Annotated in this window: 31 protein-coding genes and 1 pseudogene; 30 read left to right on the top strand and 2 right to left on the bottom strand. The window is 35.2% G+C overall.

Going from position 1 to position 26,143, the window contains the following annotated elements; all coding sequences use genetic code 11:
- Window positions 1-13: 13 nt before the first annotated feature.
- The gene (locus tag AT575_RS06325) at window positions 14-364 is read right to left on the bottom strand and encodes a DUF3397 domain-containing protein (RefSeq protein WP_102777630.1); all 351 of its coding nucleotides are present in this window, start codon (window positions 362-364) and stop codon (window positions 14-16) included.
- Between the two features lie 170 nt (window positions 365-534).
- Between AT575_RS06325 and AT575_RS06320 the strand changes: the two genes are divergently transcribed.
- The 22 genes and pseudogenes from AT575_RS06320 (at window position 535) to AT575_RS06220 (ending at window position 16,883) form a co-directional block, all read left to right on the top strand.
- Complete coding sequence (locus tag AT575_RS06320; protein WP_245871500.1) at window positions 535-1,251, top strand: baeRF6 domain-containing protein; 717 nt, start codon at window positions 535-537, stop codon at window positions 1,249-1,251.
- Between the two features lie 170 nt (window positions 1,252-1,421).
- A complete protein-coding gene (locus AT575_RS10845; protein WP_245871499.1) occupies window positions 1,422-1,616 on the top strand; it encodes a hypothetical protein in 195 nt (64 codons plus the stop codon).
- A gap of 195 nt (window positions 1,617-1,811) precedes the next feature.
- Window positions 1,812-2,237, top strand: coding sequence for a 50S ribosomal protein L11 (gene rplK, locus AT575_RS06315; protein ID WP_071793535.1), 426 nt, complete (start codon window positions 1,812-1,814; stop codon window positions 2,235-2,237).
- 108 nt (window positions 2,238-2,345) lie between these two features.
- Window positions 2,346-3,035, top strand: a complete 690-nt coding sequence (rplA, locus tag AT575_RS06310) for a 50S ribosomal protein L1 (RefSeq protein WP_003082715.1) — start codon at window positions 2,346-2,348, stop codon at window positions 3,033-3,035.
- 275 nt (window positions 3,036-3,310) lie between these two features.
- On the top strand, window positions 3,311-4,039 hold the full coding sequence (gene pyrH, locus AT575_RS06305) for a UMP kinase (RefSeq protein WP_102777629.1): 729 nt from the start codon (window positions 3,311-3,313) through the stop codon (window positions 4,037-4,039).
- A 29-nt stretch (window positions 4,040-4,068) separates the two neighbouring features.
- Entirely contained in the window at window positions 4,069-4,626 is a 558-nt protein-coding gene (frr, locus tag AT575_RS06300) for a ribosome recycling factor (protein ID WP_102777628.1), read from the top strand.
- Between the two features lie 122 nt (window positions 4,627-4,748).
- Window positions 4,749-5,602, top strand: a pseudogene (locus tag AT575_RS06295) (CvfB family protein).
- 85 nt (window positions 5,603-5,687) lie between these two features.
- Window positions 5,688-6,197, top strand: coding sequence for a peptide-methionine (S)-S-oxide reductase MsrA (gene msrA / locus AT575_RS06290; RefSeq protein WP_102777627.1), 510 nt, complete (start codon window positions 5,688-5,690; stop codon window positions 6,195-6,197).
- Window positions 6,194-6,409 carry a YozE family protein gene (locus AT575_RS06285; RefSeq protein ID WP_102777626.1) on the top strand — a complete coding sequence of 72 codons (216 nt, stop codon included), beginning with the start codon at window positions 6,194-6,196 and terminating at the stop codon, window positions 6,407-6,409. Before msrA ends, AT575_RS06285 begins: the two co-directional genes overlap by 4 nt.
- Window positions 6,410-6,569: 160 nt before the next feature.
- Window positions 6,570-8,342 carry an oleate hydratase gene (locus tag AT575_RS06280; RefSeq protein ID WP_102777625.1) on the top strand — a complete coding sequence of 591 codons (1,773 nt, stop codon included), beginning with the start codon at window positions 6,570-6,572 and terminating at the stop codon, window positions 8,340-8,342.
- 125 nt (window positions 8,343-8,467) lie between these two features.
- Entirely contained in the window at window positions 8,468-9,547 is a 1,080-nt protein-coding gene (locus AT575_RS06275; protein WP_102777624.1) for a PhoH family protein, read from the top strand.
- Window positions 9,548-9,590: 43 nt separating this feature from the next.
- Window positions 9,591-10,064 (top strand): NUDIX hydrolase, encoded by a 474-nt coding sequence (locus tag AT575_RS06270; protein ID WP_102777623.1) that lies wholly within the window; start codon window positions 9,591-9,593, stop codon window positions 10,062-10,064.
- 26 nt (window positions 10,065-10,090) lie between these two features.
- Window positions 10,091-10,663 (top strand): uracil-DNA glycosylase family protein, encoded by a 573-nt coding sequence (locus AT575_RS06265; protein ID WP_102777622.1) that lies wholly within the window; start codon window positions 10,091-10,093, stop codon window positions 10,661-10,663.
- A gap of 122 nt (window positions 10,664-10,785) precedes the next feature.
- The gene (ybeY, locus tag AT575_RS06260) at window positions 10,786-11,166 is read left to right on the top strand and encodes an rRNA maturation RNase YbeY (protein WP_245871498.1); all 381 of its coding nucleotides are present in this window, start codon (window positions 10,786-10,788) and stop codon (window positions 11,164-11,166) included.
- A complete protein-coding gene (ybeY, locus tag AT575_RS11080) occupies window positions 11,154-11,282 on the top strand; it encodes an rRNA maturation RNase YbeY (RefSeq protein WP_425444825.1) in 129 nt (42 codons plus the stop codon). The genes ybeY (AT575_RS06260) and ybeY (AT575_RS11080) overlap by 13 nt, the downstream gene beginning before the upstream one ends.
- Window positions 11,263-11,664 carry a diacylglycerol kinase family protein gene (locus AT575_RS06255; protein ID WP_102777621.1) on the top strand — a complete coding sequence of 134 codons (402 nt, stop codon included), beginning with the start codon at window positions 11,263-11,265 and terminating at the stop codon, window positions 11,662-11,664. The genes ybeY (AT575_RS11080) and AT575_RS06255 overlap by 20 nt, the downstream gene beginning before the upstream one ends.
- A gap of 21 nt (window positions 11,665-11,685) precedes the next feature.
- On the top strand, window positions 11,686-12,585 hold the full coding sequence (gene era / locus AT575_RS06250) for a GTPase Era (RefSeq protein WP_102777620.1): 900 nt from the start codon (window positions 11,686-11,688) through the stop codon (window positions 12,583-12,585).
- 282 nt (window positions 12,586-12,867) lie between these two features.
- Window positions 12,868-13,344 (top strand): NUDIX hydrolase, encoded by a 477-nt coding sequence (locus tag AT575_RS06245; protein WP_102777619.1) that lies wholly within the window; start codon window positions 12,868-12,870, stop codon window positions 13,342-13,344.
- Window positions 13,345-13,525: 181 nt separating this feature from the next.
- Window positions 13,526-13,915 (top strand): hypothetical protein, encoded by a 390-nt coding sequence (locus AT575_RS06240; protein ID WP_102777618.1) that lies wholly within the window; start codon window positions 13,526-13,528, stop codon window positions 13,913-13,915.
- A 151-nt stretch (window positions 13,916-14,066) separates the two neighbouring features.
- On the top strand, window positions 14,067-14,762 hold the full coding sequence (locus AT575_RS06235) for a hypothetical protein (RefSeq protein WP_245871497.1): 696 nt from the start codon (window positions 14,067-14,069) through the stop codon (window positions 14,760-14,762).
- 602 nt (window positions 14,763-15,364) lie between these two features.
- Complete coding sequence (locus tag AT575_RS06225; RefSeq protein WP_174683093.1) at window positions 15,365-15,997, top strand: ATP-binding cassette domain-containing protein; 633 nt, start codon at window positions 15,365-15,367, stop codon at window positions 15,995-15,997.
- A 151-nt stretch (window positions 15,998-16,148) separates the two neighbouring features.
- Window positions 16,149-16,883: a LytR/AlgR family response regulator transcription factor gene (locus tag AT575_RS06220; protein ID WP_102777615.1), complete on the top strand. Its 735-nt coding sequence runs from the start codon at window positions 16,149-16,151 to the stop codon at window positions 16,881-16,883.
- 76 nt (window positions 16,884-16,959) lie between these two features.
- On the opposite strand, the gene AT575_RS06215 is transcribed toward AT575_RS06220, so the two are convergent.
- Entirely contained in the window at window positions 16,960-19,137 is a 2,178-nt protein-coding gene (locus AT575_RS06215) for a peptide cleavage/export ABC transporter (protein ID WP_102777614.1), read from the bottom strand.
- A 216-nt stretch (window positions 19,138-19,353) separates the two neighbouring features.
- Between AT575_RS06215 and AT575_RS06210 the strand changes: the two genes are divergently transcribed.
- The 8 genes from AT575_RS06210 (at window position 19,354) to AT575_RS06175 (ending at window position 25,997) form a co-directional block, all read left to right on the top strand.
- Complete coding sequence (locus AT575_RS06210) at window positions 19,354-19,554, top strand: hypothetical protein (protein ID WP_102777613.1); 201 nt, start codon at window positions 19,354-19,356, stop codon at window positions 19,552-19,554.
- 59 nt (window positions 19,555-19,613) lie between these two features.
- Window positions 19,614-20,471, top strand: a complete 858-nt coding sequence (locus AT575_RS06205; RefSeq protein WP_102777612.1) for an ABC transporter ATP-binding protein — start codon at window positions 19,614-19,616, stop codon at window positions 20,469-20,471.
- A 1-nt stretch (window position 20,472) separates the two neighbouring features.
- Window positions 20,473-21,636, top strand: a complete 1,164-nt coding sequence (locus AT575_RS06200; RefSeq protein ID WP_102777611.1) for an ABC transporter permease subunit — start codon at window positions 20,473-20,475, stop codon at window positions 21,634-21,636.
- A gap of 191 nt (window positions 21,637-21,827) precedes the next feature.
- Entirely contained in the window at window positions 21,828-22,127 is a 300-nt protein-coding gene (locus tag AT575_RS06195) for a bacteriocin immunity protein (RefSeq protein ID WP_102777610.1), read from the top strand.
- A gap of 204 nt (window positions 22,128-22,331) precedes the next feature.
- Window positions 22,332-23,153: a DNA-formamidopyrimidine glycosylase gene (gene mutM / locus AT575_RS06190; protein ID WP_102777609.1), complete on the top strand. Its 822-nt coding sequence runs from the start codon at window positions 22,332-22,334 to the stop codon at window positions 23,151-23,153.
- Window positions 23,150-23,722: a dephospho-CoA kinase gene (gene coaE, locus AT575_RS06185; protein WP_102777608.1), complete on the top strand. Its 573-nt coding sequence runs from the start codon at window positions 23,150-23,152 to the stop codon at window positions 23,720-23,722. The genes mutM and coaE overlap by 4 nt, the downstream gene beginning before the upstream one ends.
- A 34-nt stretch (window positions 23,723-23,756) precedes the next feature.
- The gene (yczE, locus tag AT575_RS06180) at window positions 23,757-24,410 is read left to right on the top strand and encodes a membrane protein YczE (protein WP_165778656.1); all 654 of its coding nucleotides are present in this window, start codon (window positions 23,757-23,759) and stop codon (window positions 24,408-24,410) included.
- Between the two features lie 87 nt (window positions 24,411-24,497).
- Entirely contained in the window at window positions 24,498-25,997 is a 1,500-nt protein-coding gene (locus AT575_RS06175; protein ID WP_102777606.1) for a helicase HerA-like domain-containing protein, read from the top strand.
- Window positions 25,998-26,143 lie beyond the last annotated feature (146 nt).

The following is a 26,143-nucleotide window of genomic DNA, read 5'->3' as shown; positions in this document are numbered from 1 at the left end:
TAAGACAAGCCTGTTACTTTGTAAAAACAACCATGACTAGTACGAAATAGCCAAAGAATGTCATCAAAAAACCAATACGCCAAAATAACTTGAAAAAGCGAGGGTATGAAAAGCGTTGGCTGCGAATCACTAGCGTCAGAGTAATAATAATAGCTAAAAGAGATAGGATAATTAGATAATAGGGTAAAAAATTATTATCAAAAAATTTCCCGGAGACGATAGCAATCTCTATAGCAAAAAAGATGAAGGCTAAATCAGGGAATTTCAAACCATAGCGACCAAGTTTAAAGAGATTTATTAAAATTTGAGATATTAAGGGTGTTAAAAAGAGGAATACAAAAGCAATTAATTTATATGTCATCATAGCCTTATTTTAACCTTTATCAGATAAGTTGTAAATAAGGAGCAAAATAAAATTGAGGAATAAAAAAGACAACTTTAGTTTAAAATCGAGTGGTCACTAAGGTTTTTTGTTAGAATTTAGCCTTAAATTATGTTACATTAGTAGTATTAAAGGAAGAAAGGAAGACTATTATGAAACAGTTAAACACATTCCCAGTAGCTGAACTGCTTACAGAGACTCAACCTTTTATTTCAATTAGTATCGACTTAGATGCCAATTCGGGCTATTCCGAAAAGGACAGTCTTACTTTAGAGAACTTTTTAAAGGAAGCACAACAATTAGTGGCTGATTTAGGAAGTCAGTGGAAAGAGCAAATTGAAGAGGTTCGATCTGCTCAACGTCAATTAATAAGCGCTACAAGTAGCTTATTAATCTATATAACAGAAAATGAAACCTACTATTATTATATTGAGAGTCCGGTGGCGGACCATATGATTTTTGGTCAAGGTCCAGATTTAACACCATTGATTAAACACTATCAATTTAAGAGTGATTTCCATCTTTTAGTTCTAAATCAAGATAGTGCTCATATCTACAAGTTATCATCACAAAAATTAGAGGAAGTTACGGAAGGCCATTGGCCACTTGAATTGACCTCAGTTTTAGGGGAAGAGAAAGACGGTGGACAACTAAACCATACGGGCTCAGCTGGTCCAGGACAAGTAGGTATGCATGGACATAATGAGACAAGTGTAGAGAAAGAAATTGACCGTGAAAATTTCTTCCGTTCTGTTGACAACCAACTGATTGAAGATTTTGGACAAGAGTCAGAACGCCCATTAATCCTTTATAGCCTTACGGAAAATCAAGCCGCTTATCGTACCATTAGTAAATATCAGCCCTATTAGAAGAGGGGATTGAACTATCAGCTGCCAAAGTTTCCACTGATGAAATTGCAGAGCAGGCATACCAATTTGTCAATAGCTATCGCGGGGCATCATTAGCTTCACTAAGTAATCGATTTATTGAAACCAAACCTGAGTATCGGGTAACAGACCAATTAGAAGAAATTCAGACCTTGGCGCAAGAAAACCGAATCGATGAACTCATTTTAGTTGAAGATAAACTCAATGATCTCGTGACCAATGTGGATAAAAAAGCAGTGGTTAAAGACATCGTATCAGCAACTTATAAAGCAAAAGGGACAGTTTATATATTAACTTCTGACCAGTTGCAAGGTGATTTCACCATTAGTGCCCGTCTGCGTTATTAAACGTAAGAAAAAGGTATACACAATAAGTAGTCTCATCAAGCTGGCCAAAAGCCAGCTTGATGTTTTTGATAAAATAAAGAATTTTTACTTGATTTATTTCTAAAATGCCGTATAATAGAAAGGTATGCTATACGCATATCTGTGGGAGGTAAAAATCTTAATTACCGCCAAAACCACAACAGGAGGATTTTAAAAATGGCTAAAAAAGTCGAAAAACTTGTAAAACTTCAAATCCCTGCTGGTAAAGCTACACCAGCTCCACCAGTTGGACCAGCATTAGGTCAAGCAGGTATCAATATTATGGGATTCACTAAAGAATTTAACGCTCGTACAGCTGACCAAGCTGGTATGATCATCCCAGTTGTTATCTCAGTTTATGAAGACAAATCATTTGATTTCATTACTAAAACACCACCAGCTGCAATTCTTTTGAAAAAAGCTGCAGGTGTTGAAAAAGGATCAGGCACACCTAACAAAACTAAAGTTGCAACAGTTACTCGTGCACAAGTACAAGAAATTGCTGAAACTAAAATGCCAGATTTAAACGCTGCAAACATCGAGTCTGCGATGCGTATGATCGAAGGTACTGCTCGTTCAATGGGATTCACTGTTACTGACTAATCAGTCTTGAACCCTATTTACCCGCACGACTTCATCATAGTTTGATGAGTGACGTGGGAGATTTATTAATCAAATCGATATGACCACATTACAAGGAGAATTTTAAAAATGGCTAAAAAAAGCAAACAAATGCGTGCAGCACTTGAAAAAGTTGATAGCACAAAAGCATACAGCGTAGAAGAAGCTGTAGCATTAATTAAAGAAACTAACTTCGCAAAATTTGACGCATCAGTTGAAGTTGCTTACAACTTAAACATTGACGTTCGTAAAGCTGACCAACAAATCCGTGGCGCAATGGTATTGCCAAACGGAACTGGTAAAACACAACGTGTTCTTGTTTTCGCACGTGGTGCTAAAGCTGAAGAAGCAAAAGCTGCTGGAGCAGACTTCGTTGGTGAAGATGATTTAGTTGCTAAAATCAATGGCGGATGGCTTGATTTTGATGTTGTTATTGCAACACCAGATATGATGGCTATCGTAGGTCGTCTTGGACGTGTCCTTGGACCTCGTAACTTGATGCCAAACCCTAAAACTGGTACTGTAACTATGGATGTTACTAAAGCAGTTGAAGAGTCTAAAGGTGGTAAAATCACTTACCGTGCTGACAAAGCTGGTAACGTTCAAGCTATCATCGGTAAAGTATCATTTGACGCTGATAAATTAGTTGAAAACTTTAAAGCATTTAACGATGTTATGGTTAAAGCTAAACCTTCAACAGCTAAAGGTACTTACATGACAAACGTGTCAATCACTTCAACACAAGGTGTTGGAATCAAAGTTGACCCATCTACAATGTAATTAACAAGCTATCTTCGGATAGCTTTTTTTTTATAGAAATATAATCACCTATGGAAGTTCAAATCACTCTCAAGGAATTAAAGGAACTAGCACAATATTTGCTGAAATTAGAAAGAATTTACCGTCTCCATTGTATTGGCCTGCCAAAATGATGTGTTACGGACTTGACCAAGATAAAAGTCCCTAAATTTTCTCTCTGTCTAGTAGCTATTGAGCTATCAAAATCAAGTGATTTATGATAGAATAGGAAAGGACAAAATAAGGAGATAATCATTGTGGAACCTAAATATCAACGTATTTTAATTAAACTTTCTGGTGAAGCCCTTGCAGGCGAAAAAGGTGTAGGAATCGACATCCCAATCGTTCAAACAATTGCAAAAGAAATTGCCGAAGTTCATGCTTCAGGTGTACAAATTGCTCTCGTTATTGGTGGTGGTAATTTATGGCGTGGCGAACCTGCTGCAGAAGCTGGTATGGATCGTGTCCAAGCTGATTACACTGGTATGTTAGGAACTGTTATGAACGCCCTAGTTATGGCAGATAGTTTACAACATTTTGGCGTTGATACACGTGTTCAAACAGCAATTCCAATGCAAAATGTGGCAGAGTCTTATATCCGTGGTCGTGCACTTCGTCATCTTGAAAAAGGACGTATTGTTGTTTTTGGTGCTGGTATTGGCTCACCTTATTTCTCAACAGATACAACAGCAGCTTTAAGAGCAGCTGAAATTGAAGCTGACGCTATTTTAATGGCAAAAAATGGTGTAGATGGTGTTTACAATGCTGATCCTAAAAAGGATGCGAATGCTGTTAAATTTGATGAATTAACCCATGGTGAAGTCATCAAACGTGGCTTAAAAATCATGGATGCAACAGCATCAACCTTATCAATGGACAATGATATTGACTTGGTAGTCTTCAATATGAATGAACCGGGTAATATTAAACGCGTTGTTTTCGGAGAACATATTGGAACAACTGTTTCAAATAAAGCAATCGATTAAGAAATAGAAGTAAAAAAGGGGAATATCTCATGGCAAATGCAATTATTGAAAAAGCTAATCAACGTTTTGAACAATCATTTCAATCACTTTCACGTGAGTACGCAAGTATCCGTGCTGGACGTGCCAATGCAAGTCTTTTAGACCGTATTCAAGTTGATTATTATGGAGCTCCAACTCCTTTAAATCAATTATCATCAATAACAGTTCCAGAAGCACGTGTTCTTTTAATCTCACCATTCGATAAGAATTCAATTAAAGATATTGAACGTGCAATCAATGCGTCAGATTTAGGAATTACACCTGCAAATGATGGCTCAGTCATTCGATTGGTCATTCCAGCACTAACTGAAGAAACACGTAAAGACCTTGCTAAAGAAGTGAAAAAAGTTGGTGAAAACCAAAAAGTTGCTATCCGTAATATCCGTCGTGATGCTATGGACGAAGCTAAAAAGCAAGAAAAAGACAAAGAAATCTCTGAAGATGAATTAAAAACACTTGAAAAAGATATTCAAAAAGCAACAGATGAAGCGATCAAACATATTGACAGTATGACTGCTGAAAAAGAAAAAGAACTTCTATCTGTTTAAGATTTTAGAGATTCCATTCCTTCATTGTGAGAAAAAATAAACTATATAAAAGGAGGTAGGCAATCATTTCAGAAGCGTTGTTTTTTGACTGATGCCTGCTTTTTTAAAAGAAAGAAAAAGAAATGAATGAATTACTAGCAAGATACATTACCGGATTAATTAGGGAAGAAAACGATCATTCCTATTTCGTTCAAAAAGACGGCTTCATCTTGAGCTTAGACAAAGAAGAAGGTCTGCACGCCATTGGTGATATGGTTACAGGCTTTGCCTATTTAGATCAAAAGCAAAAATTGCGCCTTACGACCAAGGAAATCAAATCAACTTTGGATTCCTATGGCTGGGGTGAGGTTATTGACGTCCGGCGGGACCTAGGTGTTTTTGTCGATACCGGCATTCCAGACAAAGAAGTTGTAGTTTCGCTTGATTTACTTCCTGAGATGAAAGAATTGTGGCCTAAAAAGGGAGATCGCCTTTATATCAAACTAGATTTGGATAAGAAAGATCGCATCTGGGGTATCCCTGCTGAGCCAGAAGTTTTCCAAAAGATGGCTGAACCTGCTATAATAATATGCAAAATCAAAACTGGCCAGCCATTGTCTATCGCTTAAAAATGTCTGGCACCTTTGTTTATCTGCCTGAAAATAATATGTTAGGCTATATTCATCCAAGTGAACGCTATAATGAGCCCCGTCTTGGCCAAGTCCTCGATGCTCGTGTTATTGGTTTCAGAGATGTTGATAGAACCCTGAATCTATCCATTAAACCACGGTCATTTGAGATGTTAGAAAATGATGCCCAAATGATTGTGACTTATTTAGAATCTAATGGTGGTTATATGACACTTAATGATAAGTCATCTCCAGAAGATATCAAAGCAACTTTTGGCATTTCAAAGGGTCAATTCAAAAAAGCTTTGGGGGGATTAATGAAAGCGAAACGTATCAAACAAGATGCAAGCGGTACAGAATTAATTTAATAAAGTCAGATATGATAAAAAAGCTTTGCCTGAGGCAAAGTTTTTTGCTACAATGGGACCAATAGATTTTCAGATTGGAGTCCTTATGGAAAGAGCAATTTTTGCAGGTGGGTGTTTTTGGTGCATGGTTGAACCATTTGAAGAATTAGACGGCATTGAATCCGTCTTAAGTGGCTATACAGGCGGTCATACAGTTAATCCGACATATGAAGACGTTTGTGCAAAAACGACTGGCCATACGGAAGCTGTGGAAATTATTTTTAACCCTGAGAAAATAACTTATTCAGACTTGTTAGACCTCTATTGGCAACAAACAGACCCAACTGATGCTTTCGGACAATTTGAAGATAGAGGGGATAATTACCGTCCGGTTATTTATTACTTTGATTCTCGACAAAAGGAAATGGCTGAGCTGTCCAAGGCGCAATTAGAAGCCAGCGGCCGTTTCGACCGTCCTATCGTGACGACTATTGAAGAGGCGCAGCCTTTTTATCCAGCCGAGGACTACCATCAAGCATTTTATCGGAAGAATCCAGAACGCTATGCTTTAAGTAGCCAAAGCAGACATGACTTTTTAAAGGAGAATTGGCATTGAGAAAATCCTTTTACACTTGGCTAATGACCCAACGGAATCCCAAATCAAATGAACCAGTCGCTATATTGGCAGACTTGGCTTTTGACGATACCACTTTTCCAAAACATACGGATGATTTTGACCTTATCAGTCGCTATTTAGAAGATCAAGCTATTTTCTCTTTTAACTTAGGGGACTTTGATCGCATTTGGGAAAATTATTTGGCTCACTAAAAAATGATTCAGACCTTATCAATTGATAAGGTCTTTTTTGGACACTTTGTCTAAAAATGTTTTGTACCCACACGATTTTACGGTTTTTCATGGAAGTTCATTCTAGATAGGAGTAAAATGTAGGTATTTAAAAGATCATCTTAAAAAAGGAGGATTTCCTATGTATTATAGCAACGGAAATTATGAAGCATTTGCAAGACCCCGTAAACCCCAAAATGTCGATGGCAAATCAGTCTATATTGTTGGTTCTGGTCTTGCTGGATTAGCGGCAGCAGTCTTTTTAATTCGAGATGGGCAAATGCCTGGTGAGAACATCCATATCCTTGAAGAACTCCCACTTTCTGGAGGTTCTTTGGATGGTATTAAAAAACCTGAGATTGGTTTTGTGGTCCGTGGTGGCCGTGAAATGGAAAACCACTTCGAATGTATGTGGGACATGTACCGTTCAATCCCATCACTTGAAATTCCTGGAGCATCTTACTTAGATGAATTTTACTGGCTGGATAAGGACGATCCCAACTCTTCAAATTGTCGTTTGATTCATAATCGTGGTAACCGACTCGATACGGATGGTCAATACACTTTAGGCAGACAGTCTAAAGAAATTATCAAATTAGTCATGCAGACTGAGGAGTCTCTGAAAGATCAAACCATCGAAGAATTCTTTAGTGAAGAGTTTTTCAAATCCAATTTCTGGGCTTATTGGGCAACCATGTTTGCCTTTGAAAAATGGCATTCAGTCGCAGAAATGCGACGTTATGCCATGCGCTTCATCCACCATATTGATGGACTTCCTGACTTTAAAGCTCTTAAATTCAACAAGTATAACCAGTATGACTCAATGGTTAAACCGATTATTGCTTATTTAGAATCTCATGGAGTCGATGTGCAATTTGATACTAAGGTTAACAACATCAAAGTTGATATCAAAGCTGATAAAAAAGTAGCCAAGGAACTCTTGCTGACGGTTTCTGGCCAAAGCAAAAAAGTAGCTTTAACAGAGGATGATTTGGTCTTTGTGACCAATGGTTCCATCACAGAAAGCTCTACCTATGGTAGTCATGACAAGGCTGCTAAGATTACTAAAGAACTGGGCGGTGCTTGGAATTTATGGGAAAACTTAGCTGCTCAATCGGAAGACTTTGGGCATCCAAAAGTCTTCTACAAGGACTTACCTGCTGAATCATGGTTTGTTTCAGCTACCGCAACCATCAAGACGACTGCTATCGAACCATATATTGAACGCCTGACTAAGCGTGATTTACATGATGGGAAGGTGAATTCTGGCGGTATTATCACCATCACTGATTCCAACTGGTTGATGAGCTTTGCCATCCACCGTCAACCGCATTTTAAAGAACAAAATCCTAATGAAACCATTGCTTGGATTTACGGTCTCTATTCCAACATAGAAGGAAACTACGTCAAGAAAAAAATTGAAGACTGTAGTGGTAAGGAAATCACAGAAGAACTTTTATACCATTTAGGAGTTCCCGAAGATAAGATTTCGGATTTGGCTAGTCAGGAAAATGTTAATACAGTACCGGTTTACATGCCTTACATTACAAGTTACTTTATGCCTCGTTTGAAAGGTGATCGACCAGATGTTATCCCTAATGGTTCTGTCAATTTAGCCTTTATTGGTAACTTTGCGGAATCCCCATCACGGGACACTGTTTTCACTACAGAATACTCTATTAGAACGGCTATGGAAGCTGTCTATATGTTGCTGGATGTGGAACGTGGTGTACCGGAAGTCTTTAACTCAACCTATGATATCCGTGAACTCTTGAAATCCGTTTATTATCTCAATGACAAACATAAAGTTGAAGATATGGATCTGCCAATCCCACAATTGATCCGCAAAATCGGACTCAAGAAAATTAAAGGCACCTTTGTTGAAGAACTCTTGAAAGAAGCTAATCTAATATAAGAAAGTAAGAGGAGAAGTCAGTTTCTCCTCTTTTTTGGTCGGATCATGTAAAGCTTTAATTTTCCCCTTTCTAACTTATTTTTTGTTATAATGAAACTATAACAAGGAAGAAAAGGAAGACGCATTTGCAAGAATATTCAGTTGAGATTGCTTTAAATCATCCTGATGATGTATTGTCACTTTTTGGTAGTAATGAACGCCATTTGAAGTTAATTGAAAATCACTTAGATATTATTATTCATGCTCGGACTGAGCGAGTCCAAATTATTGGTGATGATCAGGAAGCTGTAGAGTTGGCACGGTTAACCGTTCAAGCTTTATTAGTTCTGGTCAATCGTGGTATGGTGGTTAATACTTCCGATGTTGTCACAGCTCTATCAATGGCCGAAAAAGGAACTATTGATAAGTTTGTTGCCCTCTATGAAGAAGAGATTATTAAGGACAACAGCGGTAAACCAATTCGAGTGAAAACACTTGGGCAAAAAGTCTACGTTGATAGTGTCAAAAAACACGATGTTGTTTTTGGGATTGGTCCTGCAGGGACGGGGAAAACTTTTTTAGCGGTAACGTTAGCTGTTAATGCTCTCAAGCGTGGTCAAGTTAAGCGGATTATTTTAACACGTCCAGCGGTTGAGGCAGGCGAAAGTTTAGGTTTCTTACCTGGAGACCTCAAGGAAAAAGTTGATCCTTATTTAAGACCAGTTTACGATGCCCTTTATCAAATTTTAGGGAAAGAACAAACGGCTAGAATGATGGAGCGAGAAATTATCGAAATAGCCCCACTAGCCTATATGCGTGGACGTACCTTAGATGATGCTTTTGTCATTCTTGACGAAGCGCAAAACACGACCATCATGCAGATGAAAATGTTCTTAACCCGTCTTGGCTTTAACTCAAAAATGATTATTAATGGCGATATCAGTCAGATTGACTTGCCGAAAAATGTTAAGTCAGGTTTGATTGATGCCAGTCAAAAACTAGCTAAAATCAGAGCCATTGACTTTGTGCATTTCTCAGCGGCCGATGTGGTGCGCCATCCAGTTGTTGCGGATATCATCAAAGCCTATGAAAGCAAAGCTCATCTCGAGCTACAAGCTAGCGCCAGCCATTCTCAAGAGGAAAATCAAAAGGATACTAAAGCAGAATCGGGTTTGACCTCTTACGAAGTGATTGGGGAATTGCCTGAAAAGCCAATTGACAAATAAAAGTAAGCTCTTCTTTGGAAGGGCTTTTTGTGAAAGGAATGCTATGTCGGATTATGTTTCATATATTAGATCAAAAGTAGGTCAAGACTCTATTCTATCACCTTTTGCTGCAGGAGTTTTGACAGATAATGAGGGTCAAGTTTTATTGCAAAAGCGTGCAGATATGAATAAGTGGGGGTTACCTGGTGGTTGTATGGAACTGGGAGAATCCTCTGTTGATACCCTTATCCGTGAATTTTATGAAGAAACTGGGATTACTGTTGCGCCTATTAAGTTACTCAATGTTTATACAAATTTCGAAACAATTTTTCCAAATGGAGATAAGGCACAGACTGTAGGAATTATTTATGAAGTAAAATCAACCTCCCCTTTTGATATTCATGGCATAAAAAATGATGAAACCTTAGAATTAGCTTTCTTTTCGAAAGATGATATAAAAATGCTTGAACTAGCAACTAGGCAACATCAAGTCATCATAGAAGAATTTTTTTCAGGCGAATTTAAACTAGGACATTAATCTCAATAAACAGAAAGGAATGCCCAATGGATAAGATTTTCAAAGCTATTATGGATGATAGGGAGAATAAGCAATACACTGAGCAGGGCATCGAACCCCTTTATTCAGCACCTAAAGCCGCAAAGATTGCAATTATTGGTCAGGCTCCTGGTATCATTGCTCAGGAAACTAAGATTTTTTGGAATGACCGGAGTGGTCTTAAATTAAGGGAGTGGCTAGGTGTTGACAACGATACCTTTTACCATTCGGATCAGTTTGCCATATTGCCTATGGATTTTTACTATCCTGGTAAAGGCAGGTCAGGAGATTTACCTCCACGTAAGGGATTTGCGGACAAATGGCATCAGCCTATTTTAGAAACTCTGCCAGAACTGGAGCTAATGATTTTAGTTGGTCAGTATGCTCAAAATTATTATTTGGGTAAATCCAAGAAGAAAAACTTAACCGAAACGGTCAAGCACTTTGAGGATTATCTGCCTGACTATTTTCCTTTGGTTCATCCTTCACCACGCAATCAAATCTGGCAGAAGAAGAATCCCTGGTTTGAAGATCAAGTGGTTCCTCAACTACAAAAGCGCGTGGCACAGTTGTTGAAATAGAAGTGTTGCATAGTTGTCAATTTGAACCAGTAACCCAGTAACCTTTGGCAACTAAGCAAAACTCCCTTTTTAACTCGTCTTATGGTATAATGGACTGACAAAAGCAATTGAAAGAAGATTTTATGTATATCGAGATGATTGACGAAACTGGATTGGTTTCGCAAGAGATTATGGAGCAAACAAAAGATTTGCTCGACTTTGCTGCAAAAAAAACCGGTAAAGAAGAAAAAGAAATGTCTGTGACTTTCGTGACCAATGAACGTAGTCATGAATTAAACTTGGAATATCGGAATACTGATCGTCCAACGGATGTTATTTCTTTGGAATATAAACCTGAAAAACCAATTCTATTTGAGAAAAGTGAATTGGCAGAAAATCCTGAACTTGCAGAGATGCTGGCAGAATTTGACGCTATATTGGAGAACTTTTCATCTCAATCGATAAAGCTAGAGAACAAGCTGCAGAATATGGTCATTCTTTTGAAAGAGAAATGGGCTTTCTAGCTGTTCACGGATTTTTACACATTAATGGTTACGACCATTACACGCCAGAAGAAGAAAAAGAAATGTTCACACTACAGGAAGAGATTTTGACTGCTTATGGCCTTACAAGACAATAAATCCCAACGTAAATGGAAAAATAGAACGGTCACCTCAAGCTTAGAATTTGCATTGACTGGAATTGTGACTGCGGTGCAAGAGGAGCGCAACCTCAAAAGTCATCTTTTATCAGCCTTGGTGGCAGTTCTAGCAGGAATCTTACTAAGAATTTCAGCCATTGAATGGTTATTCCTCTTTTTAGCCATCTTTTTAGTTATCGCCTTGGAAATTGTCAATTCAGCTGTTGAAAATGTTGTTGATTTGGCTAGTGATTATCACTTTTCCATGTTAGCAAAAAAAGCAAAAGATATGGCAGCAGGGGCTGTTTTAGTCATGTCTTTATATGCTGTCATCACAGGAATAATCATTTTTGCACCAAAAATATGGGCGCTAATCTTTTAAACATTAGAAACCGGAGAAACTATGTCATTTAAATCAGGCTTTGTAGCCATTCTTGGCCGACCAAATGTCGGAAAATCAACCTTTTTGAACCATGTTATGGGGCAAAAAATTGCCATCATGAGTGATAAGGCACAAACAACCCGTAACAAAATCATGGGTATCTACACTACAGAAGAAGAGCAGATCGTCTTCATTGATACACCGGGGATTCACAAACCCAAAACAGCACTTGGCGACTTCATGGTCGAGTCTGCATACAGTACCTTAAGGGAGGTTGATACCGTCCTCTTCATGGTTCCAGCAGACGAAAAGCGTGGAAAAGGCGATGAAATGATCATGGAACGTCTTAAAAATGCTAAGATTCCCGTTATTCTTGTTATTAATAAAATCGACAAAGTCCATCCAGATCAACTCTTAGAACAAATTGATGACTTTAGAAGTCAAATGGACTTCAAGGAAATTGTTCCAATCTCAGCTTTAGAGGGCAACAATATACCAACTCTTATGTCGTTATTAACAGACAACCTAGAAGAGGGTTTCCAATATTTCCCAGCTGACCAGATAACAGACCACCCTGAACGCTTCTTGGTCTCAGAAATGATCCGAGAAAAAGTGTTACACTTAACACAACAGGAAATCCCCCATTCAGTCGCAGTAGTGATAGAATCCATGAAACGTGATGAGGACACCGATAAAGTTCATATTCGTGCAACCATCATGGTTGAACGTGACAGCCAAAAAGGGATCATCATCGGTAAACAAGGAGCCATGCTCAAGAAAATCGGCAAAATGGCCCGCCGTGACATCGAACTCATGTTAGGTGACAAAGTCTACCTAGAAACATGGGTCAAAGTCAAAAAGAACTGGCGCGACAAAAAACTAGACCTAGCCGACTTTGGTTATAATCAAAAAGAATACTAAAAAAGTCCAGTGGACTTTTTTAGGTTCGAACCAAGAAACTGGAAAGTGAGAAGAAAGTCCAGTGGACTTTTTTAGGTTCGAACCAAGAAACTGGAAAGTGAGAAGAAAGTCCAGTGGACTTTTTTAGGTTCGAACCAAGAAATTGGAAAGTGAGAAGAATATCCAGTGGACTATTAATGCAACAATTAGATGTCGCATTAAAAGTCTCTTGGTTAGAATTTGAAAAATGAAGTTACCTTTAAGTCTAGTCGGCTTAAAGGTATTTTTATATAAGGAGCAAAGATGGAAAAAGATTATATCTCTTATCTGCGGTCAAAAGTTGGTCATGATAAAGTCATCATGACCTTTGCAGGTGGTATTTTAGAAAATGAACTAGGACAGATATTACTCCAATTAAGGGGAGATAAAAAAACATGGGCAATACCAGGCGGGGCCATGGAATTAGGTGAGAGCACTGTTGATACTTGTCAAAGAGAATTTTTTGAAGAGACTGGCATTCCAGTTGAGGCAAGCCGTTTTCTCAATGTCTACAGTAATTTTAGTGAAGTTTACCCCAATGGCGATCAAGTCCAAACAATAGTCTTTTTGTATGAAGTCAAAGCAAAGTCGAGTATAGAAATTACCGATTTTAGTAACGAAGAGACTCTAAAATTAAAATTCTTTTCAAAAGAGGACATTGATTCTCTAATTAATATGTCAGACAAACACAGGCTGATGTTAAAGGAATACTTTTACAACACTTTTAAATTAGGGTGGTAAGAATAAAGAGAAGCACAGCTGAAAGCTTGTGTTTTTTTTGTTGAATTTTTTGTCTTATAGTCAAAAAAATCGATTCATGATAAAATAGTTTTTACTCATTAAATGATAAAAAACTCATTTTATTAAATTTTTTTCGAATTGATAGTTAAGGGAATAACAAAAGAACAGAAATGAGGTGTTTATGATTAAACGTAAGATAAGTCTCTTTTTATTGTTAGCAAGCATTTTTGCTACAACAAATAGTGTCTTTGCTGGTGCAAGACAAATTGGTCAATTATCAAATTTTCGAATCACTCCATCATTTACTGGAACAGGATATTTGCAAAAGATGAACGATAGTTATTATGTTGTCAACTTAGATTCAAAGAACCCGCAGATTCGAGTTAAACATTACTTGGCAAATTCTCAAGGTGTTAAAAGAAGTGATATCGATATGACCTGGACTGGTCAGAGGGGTGTTTACACGAACTTTGCGAAAAGTAATTATATTTATAATTTGAACTTAGCTAGAGAAAACTTCTGGGATAAAGGTTTCTTTATAGATGGAAGTTGGTCTCCAGATTCAAAATAAATTGATTTAATAAAATAAAATATTTGTTATTCCCGATATTCTAAAGGAGAAAAAATGATTACGCTAAAATTATTGCCATATAAAAAAAACATATCTCTTGATCTGTTTACTATTTATTTTATTAATCTATAATCAAGCTTTCATTCATATCTTGACTTTTGATGACAGTGCTGCAGATATTACCAAAATTCAAGGAGTATCGGTAAAGCTAAAAATATTTTATGGTCTTTTATCTTTAAATAATACCCTTTTTGAGTATAATTTTTACCAAGCTTTTTTGTTTCCCTTGTTAATTATTTTTATTGGAAATGCTTATTATTACCTAAAAAATAGGTATTGTCGTTATTATTTGGGAAGGACACTATACTATTCTCTCTCAGTAAAAAAACTAAAGATTATGTTAGCCTTACTAAGTGTATTTATTTTTACAATTATTTTAGCCTTTATCATTACTGTTTCAAAAGAAATTGGCAGATTTGATTTAAGTGGAATTGAATATTATTTTAATAACAATTCTATTCTTTCTTTTTTTGGTAGCAATACCATTAGATATCTGATTTATTATTTTTTTGTGAAGTCTTGTGCACTTTTAGTAGAGTCATTCTTAATATTTAATATAATTGATTATTTTAATAATTTTACAAAATCAGCACTAGTTTATCTTCTATTTATGTGGGGAACTGCACCAATTTTATATAGCTTTCTTCCCTTTTACTTAGTTCCAATGACTCATATTATGATGACATCTTATGGGGATATTACTTTGTGGCAAGTTTTTTCTTCCTATTTACCATGTACTATCATCTTTTTAATCATAAAATATAAAAATTCATATGAAATTATATAAACTCCCCTATTACATCACTAAATTTATCACGACATTATCGATGTCTTATCTTTTATTGACTCACTATAACGAGTTTTCACATTCAGATATTGCTAGTTTAGTCGCCTCTCAATTAATTAATCCATTTATTTCGCTAAATGGTCAAGAGCTTAGTTTTCTTAAACTAGTTATGATTTTAGGATTATCTGTTACAAGTTTTTTAACAACATATGCATTTATGGCTGAATTATCTATTGGTATAAAGACAATGATTCGAGCTCATTGTAATAATCATCAAAGGTTTCAGATTTCTATTTATAGACTTCTAACAAGTTTGTATTTAAAGGAATTCATCCTTCAAGTTATTTGTATTTATAGTATTACGTTGGTATTATTTCAGGATATAGAACAGATCCTAAACTTAACTTTCTTATTACTGACATGGTATTTCGTAGATAGTATTTGCTATTTTTTAATTACATATTATATTTCAAACAATGTTCTCGTATTAATAGCAATTTGTTTAGAAATATTGCTTCGGTTTATCCTAGTTAAGCAGATTGCTATTTTATTATTTGTCATTTTTCTTCACCTATTATTGAATGTTTATTGGAGGTATCAATTTGCTAGAAATTAAAGGCGGTATTTTACGAAAAGGCCAAATGACAATATTAAATAATATTAATTTAGTATTTTCGAATTATCATGTCTATGGATTAGTAGGTATAAATGGTTCAGGAAAAACTATGCTATTAAGAGCTCTTTCAGGGTTAATAAGACTAGATCATGGAACTGTCATTCAAGATGGAATAAAGATTGGACAAAATGATTCAACATTATTACATGCAGGCTTAGTTCTTGGGAATCAAGATTTTATCAGCCATCTGACCCTAGAAGAGAACTTAAACTTGATTAAAAAAATATGTCCAAACAGTCAGTGTATTGATTTAGATTATTGGATAAATCTCTATCAAATTAAAAACTATAAGAATACACTTTATAAGCATTTGTCCCTTGGAACTCGAAAGAAAATGCTTCTTATTCAAGCTTTTATGGATAATCCAGAAATTCTGATTTTGGATGAACCTATGAATGCACTTGATACTAAAAGTGTTGATATCACTAAAGAACTCATAAGAAAGCATAAAGAAAAAGGGTTTGTCATCATGACTTCTCATTATGTAAGTGATATAGACGATTTATGTGACACAATCTATCATGTGAAAGAAGGGAAAATTGTTTCGGAAAAATATTAACACTATTATTGTACTTATTAGCAATGTAATATTTTGTTATGGAGAAGCTATAAAGCAGAAAGAAAAAAATAAATATAAGGATATAAAGTATAGTATTTCAGTTATTGGATGAAATCGTTTTATAGATGAACATGATATTAGAAAGGTTAAGATGAAAATTTACATTCTAGATGAAGATATTTATCAACAATGGAAGTTAGTAAATATCGTCCAACAAATCTGTGAGCAAAATAATTGGCATTTACTAGATATTGAGACTTTTTCCAACTCTAATAAGTTATTAAGAACGGTTACTCAAAGAGGAGGGCACCAACTTTTTTTTCTAGAGATGTCTATAGAAGGGGAACAATATAAAGGAATTGAAGTGGCAAAATCTATCAGATTAATGGACCCATATGCACATATTATTTTTGTTACGTTCCAAACAAATTGTTTCTCATTATTATTTCAAAATCAACTTTCGGTTCTTGATTATATTTCAAAAAAAATGAGTAAAACTGATTTTTTGATACGAATAGAGTTGGCTTTAAAACAAATAAATCGAATTGTTTCATTTAATGGAAGTAATGATGACTTTATATTTTTCGGTTCCAAAATGAGAATACAAGTACCATATTCAACTATTCTTTTTATTGAAACTTCGCCAAAATCTCATTGGCTTATTCTTCATACCATTTATGATAAATTAGAATTTAAAGGTACTTTAACACAGGTTATTAAGCAAAATCAACGTCTCCTAAAATGTCACCGCTCATTTCTAGTTAATCCAGAAAACATTATAAAAATTGATTTAAAAGACCGAATTTTATATTTTAGAACGGGATTAGTCTGTTACATTTCAAAATCAAAAATTCATAAACTGGTAAAGTTTATGAAATACAACTAATGAATAAAACTTCCCTAATTCATTTATTGAGAATAAAACTGCTTCTCAAAGAATGAATTAGGGTATTTTTGTAAGACTATAATTCATCATGAAATAATTTGTGATATGAACTTTGCTCATTATTCCATAGTTCCGAATGGGTACCCTCTTCAATAACTTTTCCTTGATTAAATACTATTATCCGATCAACTTTTCTTGCAATGCTGATTCGATGAGCAATAAAAATGATAGTTCTATTTTTTAATGTTAATAAGTAATCTATTATTCTTTTTTCTGTTAGTTGATCTAATCCACTAGTAGCTTCATCTAGGATTAATATAGGTGATTCAGTCAATAAAGCACGTACAAGGGCTATTCTTTGTTTCTGTCCGCCAGAAAGTCCTGAAAAATCAGATATTTCTGTATTAAATCCAAGAGGTAAACTCTGTATTTCATCATAAATACAAATCATTTTACAGATGTTTTTAATTTTTTCAAAATTGATTATCTGTTCGGCTCCGAAAGTTAAGTTTTCTAATATAGTACCTTTAAACAAATATACTTGCTGCGGGAGATAGTGAATATTTTGGCGAAGCTTAACTAAGTTGATTTTTGAAATAGGGCAGTTATCAATTGAAATTGTTCCGAATGTTGGTTTATAAAACCTAACGAATAATTTTGCTAAGCTTGTTTTACCTGAACCACTTGGACCAACAAAACATATTTTTTCATTTGCTGTAATTGTTATATTGATATCTTTTAATATGGCTTTAGAATTGTCAATATTAAGTGTTAGATTTTGACATGAAATTGTTTGTATTGAGCCAAGCTGATGGCGAGATTCGTCATGCTTGTTATTCTCTGCTTTTACATTAAATACTTCCTTCATTCTACAAGAGGCAACTTTTGCTGATTGAATTTTTGACTGTAAATTAATAATATTTTCTAAAGGAGATGTAAAAAAAACTAATAAACTTGTATAAGCGACTAGTAGTCCAATGGACATTAGATCATTAATAATGAGTTTTGAACCAAACCATAGAATAACTACGTTTAATACTAAATGCGTTGTTTGTTTTAAAGAACTTTGGATTGTTGATGTTTTATTTAACTTGAGAATTTCTAATAAATATAATTGAAGTTGTGTTTTAATTTGTTTAAGGCATTTACTTTCAGCAGTTAATGATTTTATTGTTTCTATTCCATTAATGTCGTCAATAATTGCAGAATTTAAAGAAGCGTTTGCTTCAAATACTCGTTTATTTAGTTTGTCAATAGTCTTAATAAAACAACTAATTATTATACAATAAATGGGCATTGATAAGAGTGTAACAGCAAAAAGTTGTTTATTTTGAAAAAACAAGAATGTTCCGACAATAAAAATTGTAGAAATGTCTAGAAACAAAGATAATATTGTTGAAGCTAGTGCTTCTATAATAATATTACCATCTGTAAAACGAGAAGTAATTTCACCTGTTTGTCTTGTGTCAAAAAAATTTAGCGGAAGATTTAATATGTGCCTTAGATAAGAAAATGCTATATCAAAACTTAGTCTCTGATTTAGTTGGGCTAAATAATAGTCTCTGAAAAAAAAGAAGAATTGTTGAATAATGTAAGAAGTAATAAGACTAAGAGTGATTATTTCTAATTGATTGAGTAACTTATTTGGAATATAATAATCGATTAATTGCTGTATAAAGAAAGAACCGATGATGCTTATAAAGGAGATCATCAAACTAGAAAATATTATTTTAAGAATTAGAATCTTTTGTTTTATGATTATTGGAAAGTAAGAGAAGAGACCAGCATTTCTTTCTTTGAAAACATTGTATTTTCCATTTGGTTTTAAAAATATTGTTACACCAGTCCATTCGTTTAAAAATGTTGTAAGTTCCATTTTAAATATTTTTTTATTTGGGTCAGGATCACCAATAACTAAGTAGTTATGTTGAATTTCATAGACAACATAATAATGTAATTGTTTACGATCCTTGATTACATGAGCAATAAATGGTGTTTCTAAATCCTTGATTTTAAAAAGACTTTGATTAGCTTTAATTACGTATGTATCGAATCCAATTTTTTCAGCTGCTTTTATTATGCCTAAAGCGCTAGTTCCATCTTTTGAAGTTTGAGCTAACTCTCTTAAAGTTGCTAATGAATAAAAGGAACCATAGTATTTAATAATGGAGGATAGAGCTGCAACACCACAATCTTTATTTTCAATCTGAAAAGTATACGATTGACGATATTTTTTTGAAATTTTATTAATCATAATTCTATTTTGACAAAAATAATAAAATAGAAATTTAACAAGCTTAAAAAGTGCTATTTGTGCCTAAAATGATGTAAGTAATATTTAAGATTTTTTTCACTTTTCTGTTCAGGCAGAAAACTAACTTTTCAGGAAACTAAAAATATCACGTCAATTTAAATGGTATATTAGAATTGTGATCGCGACACACATTAATAAATAAAGGAGGTATTTTATATGAATTTACATTTACTTGATCAATTCACTCAAATTTCTGATGAAAATCTTACTGAAATCAAGGGTGGAGCAGGATATCGTTGGCATTGCAGTGACGGATTTACCAGCAATTGGCATGCATTCAGCAATACTGCTAAAAATAATGCACGAGCTTATGAAAAAATTCATAAAGGAGTTACGTGTTCTGTAATGCATGACTAGAATAATATTTTTCGGAGTCAGCTTTTAAGCTGGCTCTGAAATTTTTGAAAGGAATTACGATGAATGAATTAATAATAAATGGATTAAGTAAACAGTATGGATCAAAAAGAGTGATAAATATGCTGTCATTCACCTTTACAAATGGAATCTATGGATTATTGGGAGCAAATGGAGCTGGAAAGACAACATTAATGAAGATAATTTGTCATCTTTCAAAACCAGATAGTGGAAAAATAACCTTTAACGGAAAACTGCCAGTTAAATATTATAAAGAAATAGGTTACTTGTCACAACATTTCTCTTATTACCCAGGCTTTACAGGTTTGGAGTTTATGGAATACATTTCAAGATTAAAGGGAGTAAAAAAAGAAAATTGTAAAATAGAATCTCAGAAATTATTACATGAAGTTGGCCTTTACGAAGTAAGAAATAAAAGAATTTCATCGTATTCTGGTGGTATGAAACAGAGATTGGGTATTGCTCAAGCATTAATTAACAATCCGAAGATATTGATTTTTGATGAACCGACAGTTGGTTTAGATCCAAAGGAGAGAATTAAATTTAAACATTTAATTTCTCAATTGGGAAGAGAAAGAATTATCATATTATCAACTCATATTGTTTCTGATGTTGAATCAATTGCAAAAGAAATCATTGTTCTTAAGTCTGGTAAAATAGTACATCATGGTGAGAAAGATAGCTTGCTTTCAATTTTAGAAGGTAAGGTTTGGGAGATTACAGTAACTTCCGATCATTTTTCAGATATTATTGACTCAAAGCAAGTGATTAGTGAGAGAACAGTTGATGACAAAACACTTGTTCGTATCTTTAGCGAAAATGAGCCTTGTTTTGAAAGTAAGTTATGTGTACCAAATTTAGAGGATCTTTATCTTTACTATTTTAGGGAAGGGAAGTAGAATGTTTAGTTTAATATCTTTTGAACTTAGAAAGTTAATTAGGAATAAAATAGCAATTAGTACAATTCTTTTAGCATTTGTTGTCATGTTTGGGATCCTCAACATGACATTTTTTTCTGGTCAGATGGCAGGTTCTAAAAGTAACCCAATTCATGGCATAGAAGCTATTAGGGTAAATACAAAGATTGCAAATCAACATTCTGGTTACTTGAGAAAAAAACAAATTCAGGATATTTTTGAGGACTATACTCAAAAAGCTCCTGATTTAGATAAAAAAGGAATATTCGATGTTTTTTCTCATATGGTTATCTATCAGTTTGTGGAAAATCCAACTGATAAGCTTGTGAAAATACACGGTAGTAAAAATATTCAAAAGTTTAAAAATGTAAAAATAAGAAATTTTGATAAATTAGGCGCTAAATTGGCTGTTGAAAAATTGAAGTTGGGGAACTTTGTTTCATGGAATACACTATTTTTAGCCTTAAATTCACTTTTTTTAATCATTGTAATGTCAACATTATTTATTACTTCTCCCGTATTTTCTGGGGATAGTATGAAGGGAATTGATGATATACTGCTAACTACTCAATATGGTAGAAATAAATTAACGATATCAAAAATGGTGTCTGTTTATTTGGTTGGAATATCACTGTTTTCAGTTACTTTAGGTATAGTTTTATTTATTTTTGGAAAATCTTTTGGTTTTTCGGGATGGGACACAAGTGTTCAGTGTAATCTATATTGGATAAATTCATTTTTAAATATTATGGCATTTCCGATAAAAATGAATCTTTTAGAAGTTTGTATTCAACTCTGTTTGACACAATTTGTGGGTTTGATTTTTCTTCTTAGTATTTGTCTATTTATATCTAGTATAACAAAAAATACGTTAACAACTTTTGGAATTGTTGTTTTATATTACTTTGCACCCGGCTTTATTATGCAAATATTTCCCAAAGGAATCGTCAACGAATTTCTTACAATTTTCAATATTTCAACTAGTCATTTTGAGGAAAATTTAATGAATCTATCTTCGGAAAATGGATTTTTACTAAACAGTTTTTATCAAAATATTATTCTGTTAAATGGTATAAGAATTCTTTTGACTGTATCTTTACTAATCATTATTTACAAAATGATAAAGGGTAAACAAATAAAAAATTAATTGTTTGTTAGTCGTTAAACTAGAAAATCTAAAAAAATAGTGTATAGAGTAATAGAGTTTACTATTTATCCTAATATAAAATGAATCAATATTGCAAAAAACAAAAATAGTGATAAAATAATTAATATTAAATTAATATAAATTAATTTTGTTAAAAAATAATTATTTATATCTTTAAAAAGGAGTAACCTATGTCAGATTTAAAATGGTTTTCAGGTGGTAAAGATAGAAAAGAAGAAGCAGTGACAATTCTTGAATTGTTGATAGCTTCGCATTTAAAAGGGAATAATCCTAGTCAGACTTTTATTAAAGTATTGCGTCAATACCGTGATGAACTGCAATCAAATGGGATTTCGGTGCCTTTAATTCTCAGTCGGCTGAATGTTGAACTTGCTTCAGTTCTTATAGAAGAAAAGATTTCCATGACACCACAAGAATCTGATTATTTGAAACAATTGCGGGCGATTTCCAATATCCGCTATGGTTATTAGTCATATTTTTATGCCACGCAAAAACAGGCAAGTCATCACATATGTGGCTTGCCTTTTTCATTTCTCAGCTCTCCATTTATCGTGTTATAATAGATGTATAATGTCATTTCGGTATTAGGCGATATTAATCCCAAATGATTGTAATCAAGAGACTCATTTTTAACATTTTGGATTCAAAAATAATGACTTAAATAAGGAGGAATCATGCCTGAATTACCTGAGGTTGAGACAGTTCGTCGGGGCTTGGAAAAATTAGTTATTGGGAAAGTGGTCAAATCGGTATCTGTAAATGTGCCTAAGATGATTACTTCTAATCCGGACACTTTTGCAGGCGATTTGATAGGTCAAGAAATTCTTTCTATTAGTCGTCGTGGCAAGTATCTGATTTTTCATTTTAGTGATTTGTCCATGATTTCTCACCTGCGCATGGAAGGTAAGTACTTGCTTTTTGAGGGCGGGATTCCGCAAAATAAGCATTTTCATTTCTTTTTCCATTTTACGGATGGCTCAACTTTGGTTTATCAGGATGTGCGTAAATTCGGCACCCTGGAACTGCTCGCTCGGGATGGGCTTGATATGTACTTCAGTCAGAGAAAGCTTGGTCCTGAGCCGACCAAAAATGAGTTTAAGCTGAAAGCTTTTGAGACTGCTCTGCGATTATCCAAAAAACCAATCAAACCTTTGCTTTTGGAACAGAAATTAGTGGTTGGTTTGGGTAACATTTATGTGGATGAGGTTCTTTGGGCGGCAAAAGTTCATCCTTTACGTCCGGCTTTAGAATTAAAGAAAGCTGAGATCAAACGCATTCACGACCAGACTATCGCTATTTTGAATTTTGCCATCGACAAAGGTGGTTCGACCATTCGGACTTATCAAAATACCCTTGGGATGAATGGGTCTATGCAGGATTATTTGCAAGTGTATGGCCAAAATGGAGCTCCTTGTCCGCGTTGTGGTACAGAAATTATGAAAATAAAAGTTGGAGGGAGAGGGACGCATTTTTGTCCCAAGTGTCAAAAATTATGACAATTATTGGAATCACTGGGGGTATTGCCTCGGGTAAATCAACTTTAGTGAAACAAGTGCGTCAGGCCGGCTATCAAGTGATAGATGCGGACCAGGTTGTTCATGATTTGCAGGCTAAGGGTGGTCGTCTATATGAAGCTTTGGTAAAGAACTTTGGCCCAGATATTTTGGCTGAGGATGGGAATTTGGATAGACCTAAGTTGTCTGCCATGATTTTTTCGAGTCCAGAAAATCGGGACCTCTCTGCCAAGATTCAAAATCAGATTATCCACCAAGAATTGGAAAAGGCTAAGGCTAGCTTGGGTGCGACTGAGATAACATTTTTCATGGATATTCCCTTATTAATAGAGTTGGGCTATCAAGACTGGTTTGACGCTATTTGGTTAGTTTATGTGCCAAAAGATATCCAAGTCAGCCGTTTAATGGCTCGTAACAATTACTCTGAGGAGGAAGCGCTAGTACGCTTAGCCAGTCAGATACCTTTAGAGGATAAAAAGCTATTTGCTGACCGGATTTTTGATAATAGTGGTGATTTACCTGCCTTTATCAGCAAATTGATCAGGCTTTGAATGAGCTTAATAAGGGGGATAAGTCTTGAAAAAAATGATACCCATGACTCCTTGGACAGGTAAATCCTACTGGTCTCTTGAGCCACTTTCCATTCTTGTTCTGATTCTAGGCTTAATTCTATATGGAGTTGGCGAGTCTTTTCTGGTTATTGCCAATTTAGGTTCTGCACCTTGGACTGTTTTATCGACTGGCCTTTCCCAGACGACTCAAATTGACCTGGGCTGGATGACTTTTATTATCAGCAGTCTAATCCTTTTTCTCTGGTTTCCTCTTCATATTAAGCCAGGTCTAGGGACGGTCCTCAATATTATCGTCATTGCTTTTGTCATTGGTCAGATGGTCAGCCATTTTGAAACTCCGACAAGCCTTATCAGTCGTGTTTGCTTGACCATAGCGGGCGTCATCATCGTAGGGATAGCTTCTGCTCTCTACCTGACATCCCATAAGGGGGCGGGTCCTCGAGATGGTCTCTTAGTTGGTTTGTGTTATGTCCTTGGTTGGCGCGTGGCCATTGTCCGCACCTTGATTGAAGGAACGGTCTCCCTTTTAGGCTACTTTTTGGGAGGGACCTTAGGTCTGGGCACCTTGCTTTTTGCTTTTGGGGTAGGATGGGCTATGCAGCTCAGTTTGGACTGCCTTTTTAAGCTATTTCCTCAGCTAAACAAGGACGAAATGGCCAGTGGCTAGCAGAATTGATTTTCCCTATAATGTGATATAATGAAAAAAATAGAAGTGTTTAACCATCGGTATTTCCGGTGAGAGAAAGAGGTCGTTATGGCAACAATTACCATTGCAAAAGGAAAAACCCCCATTGAGTTTCAATTAAACATGCTCAACCGTCATGGCTTAATTGCGGGAGCAACAGGGACAGGTAAAACGGTTACCTTGAAAGTCTTAGCAGAGCAATTGAGCTTGGCAGGCGTGCCAGTCTTTTTAGCAGATATTAAAGGTGACTTATCTAACCTAGCAAAAGCAGGTCAAGTCAATGACAAATTGCAAGCTAGACTTGATAAATTAGGGATTACAGACTATAGTCCCCAAGCCTTCCCTATTCGGCTTTGGGATGTTTTTGGAGAAAAAGGTCAACCAGTTCGAACAACCATTTCTGAAATGGGACCTCTCATGTTGTCACGCCTTCTGGATTTAAATGATACCCAAACTGGTGTATTAAATATTGTCTTTAAGATTGCTGACGAACGTGGATGGTTACTCATTGATCTTAAAGATTTGCAGGCAATCCTAAAAGAAGTTTCTGATCACGCCAGTGATTATTCTGGTCAATATGGAAATATTGCAAAACAATCTATTGGTGCCATTCAACGAAGTTTATTAACCTTGGAACAAGAAGGAGCAGAGCTCTTCTTTGGTGAACCAGCTTTGGAACTTGCTGACTTTATTCAGTTGGATGTAGCTAGTGGTCAAGGTGCTATCAATGTTTTAAATGCCACAAAATTATTTAACTCGCCAACCTTATATACCACTTTCTTACTTTGGATGCTATCTGAATTATATGAGTTGTTGCCAGAAGTTGGAGACATTGACAAGCCAAAAATGGTCTTCTTCTTTGATGAAGCGCATTTACTTTTCAATGATGCACCAAAAGTTTTCCTTGAAAAAGTAGAACAAATTGTTCGTTTAATCCGTTCAAAAGGTGTGGGGATATTCTTTGTTACCCAAAATCCATTGGATTTACCAGAAACAGTCCTTGCTCAATTAGGAAACCGGGTCCAACATGCCCTCCGTGCTTATACCCCTAAAGAACAAAAAGCCGTCCGCGTTGCTGCCGATACCTTCCGCCAAAATCCAGAACTGGATGTCGCCACAGTAATTACAGAATTAGAAGTCGGCGAGGCCCTCATTTCGGCCTTAAATGACAAAGGACAACCAAGTATAGTGGAACGAGCCTTTGTCATGCCACCTAAGAGTTCTTTCGATGTTTTGACGGATGGGGAATTGCAAAGCTTAGTGCAAGCGTCACCCTTCCAAAGCAAATACAGTCAGACCATCGACCGGGAATCAGCCTACGAAAAACTGGCAACCAAAGTTTTGGGAGAAGAAGCAGCTGCCAAGGAGGCTGAATTAGCTAAGGAAAGAGAAAAAGCCGCAAAAGAAGCTGCTAAAGAGCAAGCAGAGGCAGACCGCGCAGCGCGGCGTTCGGTAGGACGTCCCCGAAAAACCGTTGTTGAAAAAGCGACCGATGCCTTTATTAGCACCGCAGTTAGAACCATTGGTCGTGAATTGGTTCGAGGCTTACTAGGTTCCCTTCGTAAGTAAGTGATAAAAAAATTATATAATGTTTTCATTTGTAAATAATAGGTGATAGAAGGTTTATTAATTTTTCTTTGAAATAATAGGTGATAATCAGTTTATTTGTTTCTCTTCTTAAGTTTTAGTTTATAAATGGTTTATGTGTTTTACTA

The sequence above is a fragment of the Streptococcus penaeicida genome, assembly GCF_002887775.1.
GTDB classification, from domain to species: Bacteria; Bacillota; Bacilli; order Lactobacillales; family Streptococcaceae; genus Streptococcus; species Streptococcus penaeicida.
The sequence above is the reverse complement of the archived record's forward strand: the minus strand, read 5'-3'. Positions and strand labels throughout refer to the sequence as shown.